At 70.2% G+C, this 18,973-nt stretch carries 17 protein-coding genes; 5 read left to right on the top strand and 12 right to left on the bottom strand.

Annotation, left to right across the window (positions count from 1 at the left end):
* Positions 1 to 2 precede the first annotated feature (2 nt).
* Positions 3 to 653 (bottom strand): GntR family transcriptional regulator, encoded by a 651-nt coding sequence (locus JIAGA_RS0120950; protein ID WP_026877160.1) that lies wholly within the window; start codon positions 651 to 653, stop codon positions 3 to 5.
* A 112-nt stretch (positions 654 to 765) separates the two neighbouring features.
* Here JIAGA_RS0120950 and JIAGA_RS0120945 point away from each other — a divergent pair, with 112 nt between their 5' ends.
* On the top strand, positions 766 to 1,599 hold the full coding sequence (locus tag JIAGA_RS0120945; RefSeq protein ID WP_026877159.1) for an SMP-30/gluconolactonase/LRE family protein: 834 nt from the start codon (positions 766 to 768) through the stop codon (positions 1,597 to 1,599).
* Between the two features lie 80 nt (positions 1,600 to 1,679).
* On the opposite strand, the gene JIAGA_RS0120940 is transcribed toward JIAGA_RS0120945, so the two are convergent.
* The 3 genes from JIAGA_RS0120940 to JIAGA_RS35060 all read right to left on the bottom strand — a co-directional run bounded on the left by JIAGA_RS0120940 (position 1,680) and on the right by JIAGA_RS35060 (position 4,941).
* Positions 1,680 to 2,069 (bottom strand): NPCBM/NEW2 domain-containing protein, encoded by a 390-nt coding sequence (locus JIAGA_RS0120940; RefSeq protein WP_084469895.1) that lies wholly within the window; start codon positions 2,067 to 2,069, stop codon positions 1,680 to 1,682.
* Between the two features lie 16 nt (positions 2,070 to 2,085).
* On the bottom strand, positions 2,086 to 2,739 hold the full coding sequence (locus JIAGA_RS33380; RefSeq protein WP_051426343.1) for a DUF1707 SHOCT-like domain-containing protein: 654 nt from the start codon (positions 2,737 to 2,739) through the stop codon (positions 2,086 to 2,088).
* 345 nt (positions 2,740 to 3,084) lie between these two features.
* Positions 3,085 to 4,941, bottom strand: a complete 1,857-nt coding sequence (locus JIAGA_RS35060; RefSeq protein ID WP_026877157.1) for a hypothetical protein — start codon at positions 4,939 to 4,941, stop codon at positions 3,085 to 3,087.
* 90 nt (positions 4,942 to 5,031) lie between these two features.
* Here JIAGA_RS35060 and JIAGA_RS35055 point away from each other — a divergent pair, with 90 nt between their 5' ends.
* Positions 5,032 to 6,045 (top strand): LacI family DNA-binding transcriptional regulator, encoded by a 1,014-nt coding sequence (locus tag JIAGA_RS35055; RefSeq protein ID WP_169738913.1) that lies wholly within the window; start codon positions 5,032 to 5,034, stop codon positions 6,043 to 6,045.
* 38 nt (positions 6,046 to 6,083) lie between these two features.
* On the opposite strand, the gene JIAGA_RS31405 is transcribed toward JIAGA_RS35055, so the two are convergent.
* From JIAGA_RS31405 to JIAGA_RS0120910, 3 genes are read right to left on the bottom strand one after another with little or no spacing between them, the layout of a single operon-like run.
* Positions 6,084 to 7,049 (bottom strand): enolase C-terminal domain-like protein, encoded by a 966-nt coding sequence (locus tag JIAGA_RS31405; RefSeq protein ID WP_211239770.1) that lies wholly within the window; start codon positions 7,047 to 7,049, stop codon positions 6,084 to 6,086.
* 15 nt (positions 7,050 to 7,064) lie between these two features.
* Positions 7,065 to 8,321 carry an NAD-dependent epimerase/dehydratase family protein gene (locus tag JIAGA_RS36465; RefSeq protein WP_211239769.1) on the bottom strand — a complete coding sequence of 419 codons (1,257 nt, stop codon included), beginning with the start codon at positions 8,319 to 8,321 and terminating at the stop codon, positions 7,065 to 7,067.
* A 20-nt stretch (positions 8,322 to 8,341) separates the two neighbouring features.
* Complete coding sequence (locus JIAGA_RS0120910; protein ID WP_169738912.1) at positions 8,342 to 9,079, bottom strand: carbohydrate ABC transporter permease; 738 nt, start codon at positions 9,077 to 9,079, stop codon at positions 8,342 to 8,344.
* A 43-nt stretch (positions 9,080 to 9,122) separates the two neighbouring features.
* Between JIAGA_RS0120910 and JIAGA_RS35410 the strand changes: the two genes are divergently transcribed.
* Positions 9,123 to 9,257, top strand: a complete 135-nt coding sequence (locus tag JIAGA_RS35410; RefSeq protein WP_211239768.1) for a hypothetical protein — start codon at positions 9,123 to 9,125, stop codon at positions 9,255 to 9,257.
* A 261-nt stretch (positions 9,258 to 9,518) separates the two neighbouring features.
* Positions 9,519 to 10,073: a dihydrofolate reductase family protein gene (locus JIAGA_RS0120905; RefSeq protein WP_026877155.1), complete on the top strand. Its 555-nt coding sequence runs from the start codon at positions 9,519 to 9,521 to the stop codon at positions 10,071 to 10,073.
* Positions 10,074 to 10,236: 163 nt separating this feature from the next.
* Here the strand turns inward: JIAGA_RS0120905 and JIAGA_RS31395 are convergent, their stop codons facing one another.
* The 3 genes from JIAGA_RS31395 to JIAGA_RS0120890 all read right to left on the bottom strand — a co-directional run bounded on the left by JIAGA_RS31395 (position 10,237) and on the right by JIAGA_RS0120890 (position 13,010).
* A complete protein-coding gene (locus tag JIAGA_RS31395; protein ID WP_211239767.1) occupies positions 10,237 to 11,490 on the bottom strand; it encodes an MFS transporter in 1,254 nt (417 codons plus the stop codon).
* A 73-nt stretch (positions 11,491 to 11,563) separates the two neighbouring features.
* Positions 11,564 to 12,166 carry a TetR/AcrR family transcriptional regulator gene (locus JIAGA_RS0120895; protein WP_026877154.1) on the bottom strand — a complete coding sequence of 201 codons (603 nt, stop codon included), beginning with the start codon at positions 12,164 to 12,166 and terminating at the stop codon, positions 11,564 to 11,566.
* Positions 12,167 to 12,305: 139 nt separating this feature from the next.
* A complete protein-coding gene (locus tag JIAGA_RS0120890; RefSeq protein ID WP_026877153.1) occupies positions 12,306 to 13,010 on the bottom strand; it encodes a haloacid dehalogenase type II in 705 nt (234 codons plus the stop codon).
* 177 nt (positions 13,011 to 13,187) lie between these two features.
* Here JIAGA_RS0120890 and JIAGA_RS31390 point away from each other — a divergent pair, with 177 nt between their 5' ends.
* Complete coding sequence (locus JIAGA_RS31390; protein ID WP_084469890.1) at positions 13,188 to 15,083, top strand: metallophosphoesterase family protein; 1,896 nt, start codon at positions 13,188 to 13,190, stop codon at positions 15,081 to 15,083.
* 39 nt (positions 15,084 to 15,122) lie between these two features.
* On the opposite strand, the gene JIAGA_RS0120880 is transcribed toward JIAGA_RS31390, so the two are convergent.
* Both JIAGA_RS0120880 and JIAGA_RS0120875 read right to left on the bottom strand, forming a co-directional pair.
* On the bottom strand, positions 15,123 to 17,591 hold the full coding sequence (locus JIAGA_RS0120880) for a glycoside hydrolase family 2 protein (RefSeq protein ID WP_026877152.1): 2,469 nt from the start codon (positions 17,589 to 17,591) through the stop codon (positions 15,123 to 15,125).
* Complete coding sequence (locus tag JIAGA_RS0120875; protein ID WP_211239766.1) at positions 17,588 to 18,973, bottom strand: GH1 family beta-glucosidase; 1,386 nt, start codon at positions 18,971 to 18,973, stop codon at positions 17,588 to 17,590. The genes JIAGA_RS0120880 and JIAGA_RS0120875 overlap by 4 nt, the downstream gene beginning before the upstream one ends.

Raw genomic sequence — 18,973 nt, 5'->3', positions numbered from 1 at the left:
GGTCACTCCTCAGTGGTCGGCAGGGTGTGCCAGGTGTCGAAGGCGACCGCTGCCGCCTGCTCCGCGTCTCCGGCGGCGCACAGTCTGATGAGGTCGTCGTGCCGGGTGATCGAGGCGCGGCCGCCCAGCGAGGAGAAGCGCAGCCGCTCAGCCCTCCGCAGCACCGGCGTGAACTGATCGAGCACGGCGCTCAGCGCCCGGTTCGCGGCCACGGCCACCGGGATGCCGTGCAGGTCGTCGTCGGCGCGCAAGGCCGCCTCGACGTCGCCGCGCTCCACCGCCGTGCGGAAGCGGTGGTTGGCCGCCCGCATCGCTTCGAGATCGCTCCGGGTGAGGCTGTCCACCGCCTCCCGCACGGCCACCTCGTGCATCGCCGCGACCACGTCACGAGCATCGCGGATGTCACGCAGGTCCAGCGTGCTCACGGTCGTGGAACGCCCCGGCCGGGCCACGACGAGTCCCGCCTCCGCCAGCCGCAGCAACGCCTCGCGCACCGGAGTGCGACTCACCCCGAGCCAGGCCGCGAGCTCACCGTCACGCAGTTGCTCACCCGGCGCAAGGACTCCGTCGACGATGGCGTCGCGCAGCCGGCCGAAGACGTCGTCACGCAGGAGGCGACGGTCGATCGAGGGCGTGCCCTCTGGGATGGGCATGCAATATATTGCACACAACCGCCGCCCATCGGCAAGCCAAATGTGCCGGTGCTCGCGATGACTTTCCGAGCCGGGCATGGTCCGTCTTGTACCGATGGGGAGAGGAACTGACATGAGCACACCCGAGGTCCTGATGGACCGCATCGTCTTCGGTGAGTCACCGCGCTGGCACGACGGGCGGCTCTGGTTCTCCGACTGGGGCGCGAACCAGGTGATCGTGCTCGGCGCCGACGGCGGTCACGAGGTGGTGGCGACCGTTCCGTCGTTCCCGATGTGCATCGACTTCCTCCCGGACGGGCGGCTGCTGGTCGTGGACTCCGCACACAGGCAGCTGCTGCGCCGAGAGCCCGACGGGGCCATGGAGCGGCACGCGGACCTCTCCCCCGTCTCGGACCTGCCGTGGAACGACATCGTGGTCGACGACCGTGGCAACGCCTACGTCAACAACATCGGCTTCGACTTCCCCGGCGGCGAGTTCGCGCCCGGCCTGATCGCCCTCGTGGCCCCGGGCGGCGAGGTCCGGCAGGTGGCCGGCGACGTGGCGTTCCCGAACGGGATGGCGATCACGCCGGACGGTGCGACCCTGATCGTCGCCGAGTCCTACGCCAACCGCCTCACCGCGTTCGACATCGAGGCCGACGGCGGCCTCGGCAACCGCCGCGTGTGGGCGCCGACACCCACGGACCATCCCGACGGGATCTGCGTGGACGCCGAGGGCGCGGTCTGGTACGCCGACGTCGGCAACCAGCACTGCGTCCGGGTGCGCGAGGGCGGCGAGGTGCTGTCCACCGTAGAACTGGACCGGGGCGCCTTCGCCTGTGCCCTGAGCCGCGGCGACGACCCACACCTGTATGTCGTCGGCCAGGACTTCGGCACCGAGTCGCCGGAGCCCAACGGACAGGTCGTGGCCTTCCCGGCGCCCGCGCCGGGCGCCGGGAGGCCCTGACCTCGCGTCCACCCTCGTGGTCGTGACGGCCGACGCCCGCGAGCCCTACCCGCCAGTCGGCGCGCCGTCCACTGAGCGGCTCATGGTGACCAGGCGAGCCGGGCGCTGGCCCAGTCGGCGTGGTCGCCGCTGACACCGTCGCCGGCGCCGTCCACAACCAGGTCGAGGTAACTCACTCCACTCACGTCGACGTCGAGCGGCATTGGGTCCGACACCCCGGTGAGCACGTCGGACCGGGCCAGGGTGACGCCGTCACCGACGACGGAGAAGCGCACGGAACCGTAGTCGAGGATCTCGTCGTCCACGCCGGCGACGGCGGTGAGCCGGGAGCACGCCTCGCCCAGGTAGTAGGACACCCGCGACTCCGCGTGCACGCCCAGCCCCTTCTCGTGGGTGATTCCGCCGACGCTGAGCGTCCGCCCGTCACCGGCGGCGTTCTCGCCGTTGCTGAGGTCGCGCTCGACGGCCAGAAATCACGGTCACTGGTCAGGAGGACCGTCGGGCGGCTTTGCGCAGTTCCCGGCGGCGGCGCCAGCCGGGCGGCTCGGCGGCGACCTTGCTCCAGTGCAGCCGGCCGCTCAGGCGGACGACCGCACGAGGCGACGTGGTGCCGCGAGCCGGTTCGACGCTCACCGTCGACCCGTGCTGCTCGAGACCTGAGTCCTCGACCCGGATGTCATCGGGAACGATCACGCGAAGACGGCTGTGCGTGAGGTCGACGTCCACTCGGATCTCGGGCCCGGGCAGGTCCGCCTCCATGAGGTCGAGGACCATCCACGAGTGGACCATCGTGACGACGAGGTGGGCGGGCACCTCCCACCGGCCGGTGCGCCGGATTCTCGCGTGTGTCCCATTGATCGTCGTGGGTTCGCTCGCGCGACCCGTCGCGGGCACCACCGGCTGGGTCGTCGCCAAGGCGGCGTCGGCGCCTGGGAGGTGGACCAACGCCGCTTCGAGGTCGCCGCGGGTTCGTGCGGCCATGACCGCGCCGAGCCGTTCGTCGATCTCGTCGAGACCGATCCGGCCGTCGCCGAGCGCTGTCTGGACGAATTCCGCCGCCCGCTCGCGGTCGGCGTCGGACACCCGCTCCAGCGCCCGAGACGCGGCCGCGTCCCCACCTCGTGCCAGCTCGTCGCCCATGGCGCAGAACTCTACGCACACCGCGATCGGGTCAGCGTCAAGGACCGGATCGCCGGCCAGCGACGGACCCGGCAGGAATGATCAGGTGACCGTTCGCGCCGAATTGCCGTGTCGACGTCGTCTGATCGTTTCGTGTCCACATGCTGGAGACGATCAGGTGCCCGATCCCACCGCCCGCGGGTGCTGTCGTCACCTGATCGTCGCCGCGGACCCGATCAGGCGGCACATCGACGATCAGGTGACAACCCCCGCGGCACCACCTCGAGGGCCGGCCCGGCCACGACCCATGGTCCACGGGCGCTCGGGGCCACCTCGGACCACGAGACCGGCGGATGGACCGCGCGCTCATGCCCCCTGCCGGTCGCCGACGACCATGTCCTCGACGAAGGGAACCGGCGCGCTGGAGGCGAAAGCGGCGGCATGGTCCGCGCGGGTGCCGACCATCGTGCGCGCCCGCAGCCACATGCCAGATCCGGAGAGTTCAATCTGGGCAGGCAGCGTCCGGACCGTGGGCAGACGAGTGCGGTCCTGCCGTTCGTCGGGACGGGTCATGGCGAAGGTGCCAGCGACGAACGCGCTGCCGATGGTGGTCAGGTCGACCGCGGCAGGCTCCGGCGACCGGAACAGGTCGACGTCGACGAACACCTTGTCGCCGTCGCGGCGAAGCACGCCGTGCGGCCGAGTTCCGCCGAAGTCTCCGGCTGCCAGGTGGATCGCCAGTTCGACGCCTGCAGTGACGACGCGTACGACGTCGCCGATACCGAAACCGTCACCCGGACCCGCCTGCTGGTCGCCGACCAGGATGACTGCGTCGGCGGCTCCCGCGAACTCGAACGAGACCGTGATCGACGTTGCCTCGAACGCCTCGCCCTGGGCGATCAGATCCAGGTGCAGGTGGCGGTCGCCGCCTGGCGAGGCGAAGCCGACGACCCACAACGCGGCACTGCCGTGCTGCACGGAGGAGAACGAGCCGGACGCGAAGTCGACGCCGTCCTTGAGGACCCGGAGGCGGACGTAACGCGCGGGTTGCCGCCACGGCGCGTCGCCCGGTTCGGTCCACCGCCCGAGCAGGTTCCGCCGCTGCAACCAGGTGTCGGACTGGTTGATCGTCCCCAGGGTCAGCGTCGGTTCGCGCCAGGTCGTGCCGACGATCGCCCGCAGCGCCGTGCCGCCGCGCTGCTCCCCCGCCCCGTGGGCGGCGTCGCCAACGGCGAAGAGCACCCGCCGCTGCTGCGGTTCCGGCAGCTCGGTGAATTCGGCCGCGAGCTCCTCGGGCACCTGCGGCTCGAGCACCGCGGGCCACACCAGCTCGACCTCGGGGTCGGCCGGCTCGAACGAGCCGAACGGCGCCCTCCCGCCCAGCGCCTTGCGTAGGAACATCGCCAGTCCGGAGTTCTGCGCCAGGTCGTCGCCGTAGGTTCGAGACATCGGCCCGGCCTGTTGCCCGGACGGCGCATGCCAGTGTGCCGCCAGATGCCTCCAGGCCAGGGCGGCGAGGCGATCAGCCTCCCGCCTGGTCTCCGCCTCGTCGGCGTACTGTGCGATCGCGGTGAGCGCCTGGCTCGTGATGGCCCAATAGGTCGGGCTGTTGTACTCGACGAAGCTGCCGGTGCGGTCGACGTTCGCGGCGAAGCGCCGCAGCCGGTCCCGTCCGTAGCCCGTGAGCCCGGCATCGTCCAGCAGCTGACCGGCCGCCAGCGTGACGAAGGTGCCCTTGGCCGCGATGTTGGTGTAGTCCATCGAGACGTTGCGCCGGACGATCGACCGGGCGGCATGGGCCAGGGACGTCAGCGCCGCCTGGCGGACGGTGTCCGGCAGGGACGGCTGATGGCGCAGCAGCACCGTGGCCAGGGCCCGGCCGTTGAAGTCGGCCTGGTTCCGGTCCGGTGGTTGCATGTCGGCGACCGGCTCCTCTGCGTAGTAGCCCCAGAGCCCGTAGGTTGGCGACGCCGGGTCGGTGTCCTGGTCCTCGATGCAGCGCAACAGGATTCGCTGTGCCCGGTCGAACCGGCCGGCCTCGCACAGGGCCACGGCGTACGACAGGCTGGCGACATACCGGTGACCGTGGCCGGACACGATGCGGGTGTGGATCGGGTTGAAGTGCGCGCGGACTCTGAGCAGGCCCCACTCCGCGTCGTAGGACCGGTCGCCGGCCTCGCACGCTGCCGCGATCAGCATCCGATCCAGTTCGCCGTCCGCCATGAGATCTCCATTCACTCGAGTTCCCGCGCGCAAAACCTTCTGCGCTTATCGATACGATGTCTTGATGAGGCATCCGACGAGGTGGGCGACATGACCGTGCAGCGCCGTCGCCACGCCAGCATCATCGACGTCGCGGCTTTGGCAGGCGTGAGTGTCACCACCGTCTCGCACACTCTCAGCCAGCGCCGGCCGGTCTCGGCGGCCACCCGGGAGCGGGTGCTCGACGCCATCGCCGAGCTGGGCTATCAGCCCAACGATCTGGCCCGCAGCATGCGCAGCCAGCGGACGAACACCATCGCGTTGGTGATCCCCGACATCACCAACCCCTTCTACACCTCCGTGGCCCGCGGCCTGCAGGACGCCATCCAGGCGGATACGTACTTCGGCATCGTCTGCAACACCGACGCGAACCCGGATCTCGAGCGCAAGACCGTGGAGCAGCTCGTGAAGAGACGGGTCGACGGCATCGTCTTCTCCGGGTACTACCAGCATCAGGAAGACATCCGGCCGGCCGTGTCGGTCGGCATACCTGTCGTCCTGCTCGGAAGTCACCGGCCGAAGGAGGGGTACGACGTCGTCAACGGCGCCGACCACGAGAGCGGCGCCGAGGCCACGCGCTACCTCATCGGCCGCGGCCATCGGCGCATCGGGTTCATCACCGCGCCGGCCGGCAGCGGCGCGCCCGCGGTGCGCGTCGACGGCTATCGCGCCGCGCTTCACGAGGCGGGCATCCCGGCAGAACCCGACCTGCTCCTGCGCGCGCCAGTGAGCGGCGACGGCGGCGCCCAGGGCATGAACGCCCTGCTGGATCTGCCGGAACCACCCGACGCCGTGATCGCCACCAACGACGTCGTCGCGATCGGCGCCATCGGCGCCGCCCATGCCCGGGGGCTGCGGATCCCCGACGACATCGCCGTCATGGGGTTCGACGACATCGAGGCGGCCAGGCTGATCACCCCGAAGCTCACCACCATGGCCAACCAGTCGCACCAGATCGGGCACGCCGCCGGCCGACTGGTGCTCCAGCGCATCGCAGGCGAGGGCCCGCCCGACCCGCAGGAGGTCGTCTTCTCGGCGCAGCTGCGCCGCCGCGAGTCGGCCTGACCGGCTCACAGCGACGCAGCCCGCGGGTGATCCCGGGCTCACGGCGCGAAGAAGCCGCCGTCCGGGCCGCGGACGCCCAGCACCCACTCGTCCATGCGCGCCAGACCCGGTGGGTGTTGGGCGGCGGCCTTCTCGTCCAGGTCGATGCCCCAGCCCGGTGCCTCGTTCGGCCGCAGCCAGCCCCGCTCGATCCGCAACGTGCCCGGGAACACCTCGTGCACCGGCTCCGGATACACATGGCCCTCCTGGATCCCGAACGCCGCCGACGTGACGTCGAGCGCCACGTTGGCCGCGGCACCGATCGGAGACACGTCCGCCGGCGAATGCCACGCCGTGCGCACCCCGGTCAGCTCGGCCAGCACCGCCAGCTTCCGCGCCGGCGACAGCCCACCGATCGCGGAGATGTGACAACGGATCAGGTCCACCCCACCGTCGCGGACCAGCCGCACCGCATCAGTGAACGACGTCGCCAACTCCCCCACCGCCAACGGCACCGGAGACGCCGCCCGCGCCTCCGGCAACCGGTCGAAATACTCCGGCGCCACCACGTCCTCCAGGAAGAACAACCGGTACGGCTCCAGCGACCGCGCCAGCAACACCGCCTGCTTCGGCGTCAGCCGCGAGTGCACGTCGTGCAGCAACTCCACCTCCTCGCCCAGCTCCGCACGAGCCGCCGCGAACAACTCCGGCGTGGTGCGCAGGTAACGCTGCACGCTCCACCCGTCCGGGTTCGGCGCGTCCGGGTACCCGCCGCGCGCCCCGGGCGCACCGTAGGTGCCGAGACCGGGCTGCCCCACCTGCAACCGCACATGCGTCCAGCCGGCCTCGATGAACCGGCGCGCATCGTCGAACGTCTCCCCGACCGTCGCCCGACCGGCGTGAATGTAAGTGGCCGCCGCCGCGCGGACCCGCCCACCCAGCAGCTCGTACACCGGCATCCCGGCCCGCTTGCCCGCGATGTCCCACAGCGCCATATCCAGCCCCGACAGCGCGTTGTTGCCCACCGGCCCTGCCCGCCATTAGCTCCCGTAGTGCACCGCACGGATGATGTCCTCGATGTCTGCCGGGTGCCGCCCGACGACCAGCCGCTCCAAGTGCTGCTCGACGTAGGCCACCACGGAGTGCCAGCGCTGGGTGAACGTCGCACAACCCAGCCCATACAGACCCGGCTCGTTCGTGTCGACCCGCACGATCACCAGCGGCGTGCCGCCGGGCGCGGTGGCGATGGCCCGCACCCCGGTGATCCGAAGACCGTCGCGCGGCTCCCACGGCGGCTTCACGTTCTCGAATGCCGGCGCATCGGCGGCAAGGACCTGGGTGGTCTCGGCGGTCCGGGAGTCGGGTGTCGTTCTGGTGACGGTCATGACGTCCTCTTCGGTTCGGAGGCCGGCGGGCAGGGTGCGGACCTCGTCGGAATCGGGAAGGAGATGGATGGCGGTGAAGTCGAGGATCCGCTCGGCCTGCGTCAGGTCGACCGGAGCCGTCCGCCCCGGCATCGGGCGGCGACGCGGCACATCGGGGTAGTACAGGTCGAGCAGGTCCTCGGTGCTGTAGGGCGCGATGGACCGCGGTGCGGCGACGAACGCGACGTGGGCACCGGCTTCGGACACCCGTAGGGCATGTTCCATCGCGCGGGCCGCGTCGCGAGTCTCCAGGTACAGCCACAGGTCACGGGCGCCGACCTCGGCGTTCGCCGTCACCGCCGCGGCGTGTGCGGGCAGCCGGCCATCACCTCCGTCGTCGGTGCTCAGGGACCCGACGAACGGCAGGCGCAGGGCTACCACCGTCATGCCGTACCGACGATGCATCGCCGCTGCCGTGGCCTCGTCGGCCACCTTCGACAGAGAGTAGGGATCGGCGGCCTGGGTCGGCAGGTCCTCATCGAGCGGCAGGTACTCTGGACATGGCCGCCGCAGTGGCGACCAGCCGTACCCCAGCGCGTTGATGCTGCTGGCGATCGCCGCCCGCCGAATTCCCCGCTGGCCGGCGGCGTCCAACACCGTGAACGTGGCCGCCGTGTTGCCGGCGAACACCTCGTTCGCGGTGCCGAGCACGGGAGCCGGGATCGCGGCGAGGTGGATCACCGCCTCGACACCGTCGAGCGCTTCCTCGACGGCAGCCCGGTCGCCGGCGTTGCCGACGACGACCCTGTCGACCTTGAGATCTCCGGGGTCGTCCAGCACCAGCGCCGTGACGGCATGGCCGAGCGAGCGCAGATGGTTGGTGGTGGCGCGGCCGATCATGCCGGCCGCGCCGGTGACCAGAACGTGCTCCACGGAGCTCGGTGCGGGAACGGTCAACCCTTCAGCGCTCCCGCCTGGCCGGCGCCACGGAGGAACTGACGCTGGAAGACCAGGAAGAGCAGCACCGGGATGATGACCGAGATGAACAGGCTGGCCATGAGCAGACTCATCTCCGAGGTCTGTTCCAGCCGTGGCAGCACGACCGACAACGGCTGTAGTTCGGTGTCGGGCAGGACCAGCATCGGCCAGAGGAACTCCTTCCATGCCGCCATGATCGTCAGCAACGAGATGACACCGATGATCGGCTTCGACATCGGTAGCACGATGCTCCAGAAGATGCGGAACGGACCGGCACCGTCGACCTTCGCCGCCTCGAACAGGTCGCGAGGCAGCCGGTCGAACACGCGCTTCATCAGCAGCACGTTGAACGCGCTCGGCGCGGCGGGCAGCCAGACGGCCCAGAACGTGTTGATGAGGTTCCGCTCGACGATCGGCACGTCGAGGATGATGAGGTACGACGCGACCAGAGACACGACACCGGGCACGAACAGGGTGGCCAGCACGGCGCCGGTGACGATCGGGCCGTACCTCGGACGCAGCACCGACAGCGCGTAGCCGCCGGTCAACGCGACGAGCAGGCCGAAGAACCACGAGCCGAGGGCGATCCACACCGTGTTCAGCAGCGCCCGGCCGATGTGGACAAGATTCCAGGCGTCGCTGAGGTTGTGCCACTGGATGCCGCTGGACCACAGCCCGAACGGCTCGCGGATGACGTCCTGGCTGGTCGACACGGCGGACTTGAACAGCCACAGCAGGGGTGGTCGTAACCAGCGCGTGACCCGAGCGAGGGAGGCGCCGCCGGCCGCCGCCGCGATCGATCTGGCGCTGTGGTACCTGCGCGGCAAGGTCCTGGGCGTGCCGCTGTACGAACTGCTCGGCAGCCGGGCCCGCGACCACGTCCCGGCCTAATCCACCTGCACCGCCGCGGCGCGGCCGAGCACATCGACCACGCCCGTCAACTGGTCGAGCAGGAAGCTGGACCCACCTGCAGTTCAGGCTCGACGCACCAGCGCCGCGGCCGGACCGCCGGCGTCGTCGAGGAGTCACGCCACGAGATTTGGCCGAAATCGGCATTAATACCTGCGGGGCCAGCTGCGAGCGTCGTCGCATGGCCGACACGATCGAGACTCAAAGGCCCGACGAATCCAGCACGAACAACGAGAGGTAGTCATGCGAGACGTCATCTTGTACATGTCGATGTCGCTGGACGGGTTCGTCGGCAGCGACCGTGAGCACCCAGGGATCGCGGTTCCCGAAGGCCCTGAGCTGAAGCAGTGGAAGCTGGACCGGGTCAGCGAGACCGGCGCCCACCTCATGGGTCGCGTCACGTACCAGGAGATGTCGTCGTACTGGCCGCAGTCCGACGACCCGTACGCGGCGCCGATGAACGACATCCCCAAGGTCGTGTTCTCGAAGACGCTCAGCGACGCAGAGGCCACCTGGCCCGAGACCAAGGTCGCGCGGGGCGACCTCACGACCGAGATCGCAGCCATCAAGGCCGAGCCCGGCCAGGACGTGATCGTCTGGGGCGGTAGCCGGCTGGCGGGCGCGCTGGCCGCGGCGGACCTGATCGACGAGTACCGCCTCCTGGTCCAACCGCTGGTCCTCGGCCGCGGACAGGCCCTGTTCGACCAGCTGCCGCAGTCACGGCACCTGAATCTCGTCGAGACCACGCCGTTCCCCAGCGGCATAGTCGTACACATTTACCGACCCCAGCACACCTGAGGAGGGAAGCCCTGGTGGGCACAGGGCAGGCGCAGGCGATCATGCCTCTCGACGGGTACGTCGCCAAGCAGGACAAGGCGTCCAGGGCGACCGGGTCACGCACCACGTGTTCCCGGTGCGGAGGTGATCCGGCGCAACGACATCAGCGCGCGGCACAGGAGGATCAGCTGCCGCGCTGGAGAACATCCGCCCCCGACGCAGTACCGGCGTCGTTTCCGTGTCGCAGGTAGGGGCTGGCGAGGGCGGGCAGGATGGCGAGGACCGCCAGCGCCGCCAGAGCGATACCCAAGAAGATCGGCGCGCGGAGCCCGTGGATCGGGATCAGTGCGGAGCCGCCGGCTGAGCCGATCATGACCCCAAGCGTGATGACTGAGCCGTGCACAGTGTTCACAAGGGGCGCGGTGCTGCCGGCGCGCTGCACGCGCACGGCCATCGCCGGGTTCATCGTCACTCCCACCAAGCCGATGCCGAGCATGAATGCGAGCGCCAATGGCGGCACATCTGTGAAGAGCGCGAACCCGGCCAGGAAGAGTGCGTTCAGGCCGGTGCCGACCAAGAGCGTGGACACGGTGTGCCGGTCCGCCAGCCGCCCCACGACGATGTTGCCGATCAGGGTCGCAGCGCCGTAGACGAGCAGCAGCACGGGCACGATGCCTTCGGAGAACCCGGTGACCCGAGTGAGGATCGGGGTGAAGAAGCTGAACGCTGAGAACGTCGCGCCGATGATGAGCGTGCTGGAGGCGAGAGCGAGCAGGAACTGCGGCCTACGCAGCACCGCGAGCTCCGAGCCCATCCCCTCCGGAGCTTGCGCATCGGCGCCGACTGGTGCGGCGGGGTTGCGCACGGCTCCGTGCGTCAGGGCCGCGGCGGCCAGGGTGATCAGCGAGATCGCCCAGAACGCGGACTGCCAGCCGAGCCGGCCGCCGATGAACGTCGCCATGGGCAGACCGAGCAGGGTGCCGAGCATCAGCCCGTTCATCACGACCGCGACTGCACGGCCGCGCATCCGCTCATCGACCAGTCGGACGCTCATCGACACCGCGATCCCGAAGAACGCCTGCGAGGCCGCGCCGCTGACGACCCGCGCGACCACCATCATCGGATAACCCGAGGCTAGGGCGGCGATGACGTTGCCGACCAGGAAAAGGGCGAACACGATCATCAGTGCGGTCTTCGGCGGCACGCGCAGCAGGGCGACGGTGAGGACCGGGCCGCCGACGGCCATCGCAGCGGCGAAGATCGTCACGAGGTAGCCGACCTGCTCGATCCCGGTGCCGAGCCCTGCGGCCAACTGAGGCATGAGGCCGGCGACGGCGAACTCGCTGGTCACCATCGCGAAGACGCCGGCGGCCAGGACGTACACCGCGAGCGGGACCTCCCTGTTTGTGGCGGGGACAGTGGTCGTGACGGTGGTCAAGAGTCGAACCCTTTCTGTACTTCAATATCCAAAATGAGTCCAGGCCAAAGCGCGGACGCCCGCGGACAGGGTGTCAGCGCAGGAGAGCGCGGAGCCCGGACAGTGCGACCCGCCGGAGAGTCTCGGCGTCGACGCCGGCCTGCGCGGTGACGCGCAACCCCGAGATGACGGTGCTGACGAGCACCGCCCCGTCGTCCGGGTCGACTCCGCCCGCGACGGACCCGTCGATCTGACCGGCACGAATGGCTCCCGCCAAGAGCGCGGTCCGCTCCCGCAGGTCGCGGTCGAGGATGCGCGCGACGCGCTCGTCCCGCTCGCGCAGGCCGGGGCTCATAAAGCTCTGCACCACCATGCAGCCGGCCGCATGACCACGCTCGGAGGCGTCCTGCTCCTCACTGATGACGATGTCGATCAGCGCGCGCAACCGCTCCGCTCCGCGCAGCGCGTCGTCGGCGAGGATTGCCGCCTGGCGCTCGCGGATCGTGCTGACGTAGTGTTCCAGTGCGCGCACGAACAGCTCGTCCTTCGAGGTGAACGCGTTGTAGAGACTGCTGCGCCGAACGCCGGCCGCCTCGCAGAGCTGCTCGGTGGAGGTGTCGGCGAACCCGTAGACCCGGAACTCGCCGGCCGCGGCCTCGAGCACGGAGGCTTCGTCGAACATGCGTGGCCTTCCCATGAGGGTCACGCTAACACGTTTTGTATTCACGAATACAAAACATCCGGTCGCCCCCGAGCGAATGTTGACCAAACGCGTGGGCGTCCGAGGAGGAACTTGTCCACCTGAACCCAGGCTCGAAGCCACCCTTGGCCTGGGGCTATGACTCGACTGACGTTCCACGGTGCGCGGGCTCACTCGGCAGGGCCAGCAGACCCCGCACGACCTCGACGAGGTCACGACCAGTGACGTCCGGCGGTTCGAACACGGCCGGGAAGTCGTCCTCGAGCCTCGCCACCCAGCCGGTGGTCAGGCCGGCGCGGTGGGCACCGTGGGTCTCCCAGGCGTGGGCGGCCACGAGCGCCACCCGGGCCGGCACGACGTCGGTGCGGTGCGCGGCGTGCAGGTAGATCTGCGGTGCGGGCTTCCACCGTTGGACGTCGTCGACCGACAGCACCTGTTCGATGTCGTGGGCGATTCCGGCGCGCCGCAGCAAGGTGCTGGTGGTCTGCGCCGAGCCGTTGGTCAGCGTCACCATCCGGACCCTCGCCTCGCGGGCCAGCTCCACGGCGGGCACGACGTCGGGGTGCGGGTCCAGCTCGGCGAACCCGGCCAGGACGGCACGGGCCTGTTCGTCGTCAAGTTCGCCGCCGGTGGACGATCGCAGCGCGCTGGCGGCGATCTCACCGAAGGAGCGGTAGCTGTCAGTCGCCACCAGCGCGAACGCATCGCGCAGCAGGCGGGCGAACCACACCTCCAGGACATGACCCGGCTGGCCGGCCCGCACCAGCCGGCGCCGGAGCGGCTCCAGCGGGAACAACGTCTCGATCACGTCGAAGGCGATGACCAACGGGCGTAACGCCATGTCTCGATTATCCTCTCGCGAAGGATCGGCGCAGCGGCCTGGCGACCAGATCAAGCCGTAACGGCAGCGGTTCACGCAACAGTCGTCTCGCGGCAGCCGTGGCGCCACGCCACCGCCACAGTGCCGCTTCACGCTGGGCGTCTGTCGCCACCAGGACCGATCACGAAGAGGCCTGCCGTGTCCGTACTCCGCCCGCCGTTCGTCCTCGTCGCGGCGTCCGCCGTCGCCTTCTGCACGCTGATCGGGGCGTCACTCTCCGCGACGACGGCGGCAGCGCCGGCCGTCCCTGCGCCGGCGTCCTCGACCGATCCGGTCGGAGCGCTGTCGCTGCTCACAGATCCGTTCCTGCAGGCGCCCAAGGCCGACGGCGTGAATGTCGTGTGGTTCACCGAGTACGCCGGCGACGCACACGTCGTTCTCCTCGGTGAGAGTGTCGGCCGGCTCGGCATGGCGCAGCTCAAGGCCGCGGCGATGGGGGCCCGGCTGCCGGGGATCCGCCGAGTCGAGGCGGAGACGACGCGGCTGTCCCAGGTGGCTGAGGACGCCGCCTCGAACGTCCCGGCCGACCGGCGGCCTGCTCCGGCGGACGGCGTCGTCGAGCGCGCCGTATGGCGGCACGAGGCCACCCTCACCGGGCTGACCGCCGGTGAGCGGGTGCCGTACCGCGTCGTCAGCACCCAGCGGGCCCGGTTCGGCGCGTCCGGAACGTTCCGGCTGCAGCCCGCACCCGTCGCCGGTCAGGACCTGAGGATCCTGCTCACCAGTGACCACCAGGCCATGGTCAACACACCGGCCAACCTTCAGAAGGCCGCGGAGACGATCGGCGACATCGACGCGGTGTTCCTGGCCGGCGACCTGGTCAACATCCCCGACCGCGCCTCGGAGTGGTTCGACGACACGCGCGGGAGCGCCTTCTTCCCCGTGCTGCAGGGCAACGGCGGCCGTGTCGCCACCAACGGCCGAAGCTACGCCGGCGGCGAGATCATCCAGAACGCGCCCCTCTACCCTGCTGTCGGCAATCACGAAGTCCAGGGCCGGCGCGCGGGCGCCACCAGCCTGAACACGTCGTTCAACGCACCGGTCCCCCGTGCCGTCGCCGAGGCCGCCTACGAGGCGGTCGCCGACGACGTCAACCCCACCGGCGACCCGGCGGTGCGTGAGCGGTGGATCGCCGACAACTCCTTCTCCACCACCACCTATGAGGAGATCTTCACCCTGCCCGACGACTCCCCCGGCGGCGAGACCTACTACGCCGTCACCGTCGGCGACGTACGGCTCATCTCCCTGTACTCCACCCGCATCTGGCGCGGCACGACCGCGAACCCCGACCCCGCAGCCCGCACCGCCACCACCCGCTACCAGGAGTCCCGCGCCACGCTGGACAACCCGCTCGCCCAGGGATACGGCGAGCACATCTTCGAAGCCATCGACGCCTCCAGCGAGCAGTACGCCTGGCTCACCGAGGAACTGGCCAGCGAGGAGTTCGCCACCGCGAAGTACCGCGTCGTCATGCTCCACGAAGGACCGCAGGGCCTCGGCGACAACGTCATGCCGGCCTTCACCGACCCGGTCCGCATCGAGGAACGCTCCGCCGACGGCACGCTGACCGGCGTCCGCTATGAATACCCGGCCAGCGAGAACCACCTGCTCCAGGACCTGCAGCCGCTGCTGGAGAACGCCGGCGTCGACCTCGTCCAGAACGGCCACAGCCACCTCTGGAACCGCTTCGTCGGCGCCAACGGCGTCACGAACTACCTGGAGACCTCCAACACCGGCAACAGCTACGGCGCCTTCCACGAGCTCAGCGGCCGCACCCGCCCGGTGCCGCCCGCGCCATGGAACCCGGCCAACTACTGGGCGCTCGGCAACCCCGGCGGGCTGGCGCCGATCGTCCCGACAGAGAACCCGCACCGGTCCGCCGACGGCACCCCGTTGCCGTTCGTGCAGAGCAACGACCACGCCGTCTTCACCGTGCTCGACACCGGCGCCGGCGAGGTCGTCAGCTACTCCTACGACCTGCGCACCCCCGACGCCGACCCCGTCGTTCTCGACCGCTTCTCCGTCCAACGGTAGGCCGGTCAGCGTCACAGGTTGGGTGTGAGCCCGTACCACCTACCCGGCAGGTCGTCGTGCTCGGTCAACGACCAGGTCGTTGGCCGATCGCAGGACCGCCGGAGCGCTGAAATCCTTCGCCTCGGCGTCAAGCGCGCCGGTGACTGTGAACCGGACCGTCTGCCCCGGCAGCAGCGTGACCAGTCCGTCGTCCACGACGGCGTCGGGGTCGACGCGGTCGACGAGCAGAGTGAGGTCGCGGACCAGCGTCCCGGCGGCGACATCGACCGTCCACCCGGCGCCGGACCTGGCCGCCGTCACGGTGACGGCAGGCTGGTCCAGTAGGGAGTCGCGGTAGTCGGCGAAGAACCAGTGGGCCGCCGCCTCCTCGCAGCGTACGGCCACCAGTTCGCCCGCGGGCCGCTGCGAGGTGGCGACGGTTTCGTCGAGCACGACCCGGCCGGCGTCGCGAGGCCCGACGGCAACGCGCACCGGTTGCCGCGCCAGGACCTGCCCCGCGTAGGTGAGCCGTTCCACGACGACCTCGGCGTCCCACGTCTCGCCGGTGTCGTTGACGGCCACGAGCACGAGGCCGCCGTTCTCGGGTTGGACGGTGAGCAGGCGTTCGGCGTGGGCGTGGCGCAGCGCGAAAAGCAGCGGTTTGGCCCTCCCGTTGCCGTCCACGGCTGCCCATGACGTGACGGGCCAGCAGTCGTTGAGCTGCCAGACGATCGAGCCGGTGCAGTGTGGTGTCAGGGACCGGAACCACTCGATGCCGGTGCGCACGGCCACGGCCTGGTTCAGCGACATGGCCCAGTGCCAGTCGGCCATGTCGTCCGGGAGCGGGAAGTGCGCCACGAGGCCGTCGGTGAGTTTGTCGTTGCCCTTGGCGGCCTTCTGGTGGACGATCATGCCGGGTGACTCCGGCGTCAGCGGATCGTCGGAGATCGAGCCGGTGAGCGTGCTCCAGGTGGGCGGGCCCTGCCAGCCGAACTCGGCGACGAACCGGGGCCGGTGGTCGCGGTAGTGCGGGTAGTCCTTCTCGTTCCACAAGTCCCAGAGATGAGACGTCGCCTTGGCCGGGTCGTTCTGCGGGTCGCCGGGGTCGGGCGAGAACGGGCTGCCGGGCAGGTAGGCGACGTGCGGGGCGAGCTCGGCGACGAGCGCCGGGAACAACTCGTAGTAGTAGCCGGCGCCCCAGGTGCGCCCCTCCAGCCGAGGTGCCCAGTTCCAGTCCTGATGGCCCCACAGGTTCTCGTTGTTGCCGTTGAGCACCACCAGCGACGGGTGCGCACCGAGGCGCGTGACCGCTTCTCGCGCCTCGGCTTCGATCTGCGACCACAGCGGTTCTTCCTCGGCGTAGGCCGCGCAGGCCAGGAGGAAGTCCTGCCAGACGAGGATGCCGCGCTCGTCGCACTCGGCGTAGAAGTCCTCGGACTCGTAGATCCCGCCACCCCACACCCGGACGAGGTTGAGGTCGGCGAACTCCGCCTGCGCGAGCCGGTGCGCGTACCGGTCTCGGGTGACGCGGTGTGGGAAGGCGTCGTCGGGGATCCAATTGGCGCCGCGGACGAGGACCCGGCTGCCGTTGACGCGTACCTCGAAGCCGACGCCGTCTGGGTCGGGCTCGGTGCGGAGCTCGACGGTCCGGAACCCGATCCGGTGGGTTCGGGTGTCGAGCGACCGGCCACCTGCGGACAGGTCCACGGTGAGGTCGTGCAGGACCGGCGCCCCGTGCCCGCGTGGCCACCACAGCTGCGCGTCCGGGACCTCCAGGCGCAGCCGCGCCGACTGGGTGCCGGCCGGAATGATGGCGTCGGCCGCACGCCCGCCGACGCGGACACGCACGGTCAGCAGGTCCGACGACGCACGGGCCACGATCGCGTCGACGGTGACGACTGGCACCCCGTCCTCGACGGCGGCGGCGACCCGGGTCTCGTCGAGGCGGGCGACGGACCAGCTCTCCACGTACGCGGGCCGCCAGATGCCCGACGTCGAGGTGTCGATGCCCCAGTCCCAGCCGAAGCCGCAGGCCATCTTCCGGATCGCGTTGTACGGGTGGTGGTTGGTATGCGGGCGGTAGCCCAGCGCGAGGCTGGCCGCGTCGGCCTCGCGGACCGGCGACGAGAACGCGACGACCAGCTCGTTGCCGCCGTCGCGCAGCAGCCCCGTGACGTCGAAGCGGTGGCGGCGGTGCATGTTGCGGGTCGCGCCGATCGGTGCGCCGTTCAGCGAGATCGCGGCCACCGTGTCGAGTCCGTCGAAGGCGAGCTCCTGCCGGTCGGAGCCGTCGGGATGCCAGGTCAACCGGCGGCGGTACGTCCAGTCCGTGACGCCGATCCAGGCCTGCAGATGCTCGTTGTCGTCGAGGTAGGGGTCGTCGATCAGGCCCGCGGCCAGGAGGTCCGTGTGGACGGTGCCGGGGACGGTCGCTGGCACCGGACCGGCGGCCCGCACGGCCTCGGGCACGCGTGGCCCGTGGCCCTCGACCGTCCAGCCATCGGTCAGCGGCAGGCGGGTCGGGTTCATGCGGGCAGCGCCCGGGTGCGGATGACCGACGAGTACCACCTCGCGCTGTCCTTGGGGGTCCGCTTCAGCGTGTCGTAGTCGACGTGGACGATACCGAACCGCTTGGAGTAGCCCCAGGCCCACTCGAAGTTGTCCAGCAGCGACCAGAGGAAGTAGCCCCTGACGTCCACACCTGTGTCGATCGCGTCGAGGACGGCGCGCAGGTGCCGGTGCACGTAGTCGATGCGGTCGGTGTCGTGGACGGCGCCGTCGACCACCTCGTCGGCGAACGCGGCACCGTTCTCGGTGACCATGAGCGGCAGCGTCGGGTAGCTGCTGTGCAGCTCGGTCAACAGGTCGAACAGGCCGGCCGGCTCGATGTTCCAGCCCATCTCTGTGTACGGGCCGGGCTGGCGTAGGAATTCGACATCCTCCGCGCCCGGCCAGGCCGACCCGGAGCCCGGCTGGTGTCCGTCGGCCACTTCCTGCGCGCCGGTGCCGTCCCACAGCCGCACCCGGTTCGTGCTGTAGTAGTTGATGCCGAGCACGTCGATCGGCTGGCGGATTCGGGCGAGATCGCCGTCGCGCACGAAGGACCAGTCGGTGACGCTCGCGGTGGTGGCGATCAGCCGGTCGGTGTACCGCCCGTCCAGCATCGGCCCGAGGAACGCGTCGTTTGCCAGTGACTCCACCTTGTCGCGCGCCGCGTCGCCGGTCTCACCGTCGGGGCGGAAGACATGCAGGTTGTGCGTCACCGAGAACCGCGCGTCGTTGGTGACGAGCGGTCGCATCGCCTGGACGCCGAGGCCGTGCGCGAGGTTGAGGTGGTGGACGGCGACCAGCGGCTCCTCGCGTCCACGCAGGCCCGGTGCGTGGCCGCCGGAACCGTAGCCGAGGTAGGCCGAGCACCACGGCTCGTTCAGGGTGGTCCACGTGTGCACCCGGTCCCCCAGCGCACCGGCCACCACGGCGGCGTAGTCGGCGAAGGCGTCGGCGGTCGTCCGGGACAGCCACCCACCGGCGTCCTGCAGCGGCTGCGGGAGGTCCCAGTGGTACAGCGTGGCGACGGGCTGGACACCGCGTGCGAGCAGCCCGTCGACCAGGCGCGCGTAGAAATCGATGCCCTTCTGGTTCGTCGCGCCGATGCCGTGGGGGACGACCCGCGGCCAGGCGATGGAGAACCGGTAGGCGTCCAGTCCGAGCTCGGCGATGAGATCCAGATCCTCGTCGAGCCGGTGGTAGTGGTCGTCGGCCACGTCGCCGGTGTCGCCGTTCAGGACCCGTCCCGGCGTCTGGCTGAACGTGTCCCAGATGGACGGGCCGCGGCCGTCCTCGCGCGCGGCGCCTTCGATCTGGTAGGCCGCGGTGGCCGAGCCGAACAGGAACGTGCTGGGGAACGTCAC

The organism is Jiangella gansuensis DSM 44835 (assembly GCF_000515395.1).
In the GTDB taxonomy this organism is placed as follows: Bacteria; Actinomycetota; Actinomycetes; order Jiangellales; family Jiangellaceae; genus Jiangella; species Jiangella gansuensis.
This window is presented reverse-complemented; position numbering and strand designations above follow the sequence as displayed.

What these genes read in the sequence shown, in the direction of transcription:
- JIAGA_RS0120950 (WP_026877160.1), bottom strand. Translation starts at nt 653, where the DNA reads ATGCCCATCCCAGAGGGCACGCCCTCGATCGACCGTCGCCTCCTGCGT.
- JIAGA_RS0120905 (WP_026877155.1), top strand. Translation starts at nt 9,519, where the DNA reads ATGCGAGACGTCATCTTGTACATGTCGATGTCGCTGGACGGGTTCGTC.
- JIAGA_RS0120880 (WP_026877152.1), bottom strand. Translation starts at nt 17,591, where the DNA reads ATGAACCCGACCCGCCTGCCGCTGACCGATGGCTGGACGGTCGAGGGC.
- JIAGA_RS0120895 (WP_026877154.1), bottom strand. Translation starts at nt 12,166, where the DNA reads ATGGGAAGGCCACGCATGTTCGACGAAGCCTCCGTGCTCGAGGCCGCG.
- JIAGA_RS0120945 (WP_026877159.1), top strand. Translation starts at nt 766, where the DNA reads ATGAGCACACCCGAGGTCCTGATGGACCGCATCGTCTTCGGTGAGTCA.
- JIAGA_RS35060 (WP_026877157.1), bottom strand. Translation starts at nt 4,941, where the DNA reads ATGGCGGACGGCGAACTGGATCGGATGCTGATCGCGGCAGCGTGCGAG.
- JIAGA_RS35055 (WP_169738913.1), top strand. Translation starts at nt 5,032, where the DNA reads ATGACCGTGCAGCGCCGTCGCCACGCCAGCATCATCGACGTCGCGGCT.
- JIAGA_RS0120890 (WP_026877153.1), bottom strand. Translation starts at nt 13,010, where the DNA reads ATGGCGTTACGCCCGTTGGTCATCGCCTTCGACGTGATCGAGACGTTG.
- JIAGA_RS33380 (WP_051426343.1), bottom strand. Translation starts at nt 2,739, where the DNA reads ATGGGCGACGAGCTGGCACGAGGTGGGGACGCGGCCGCGTCTCGGGCG.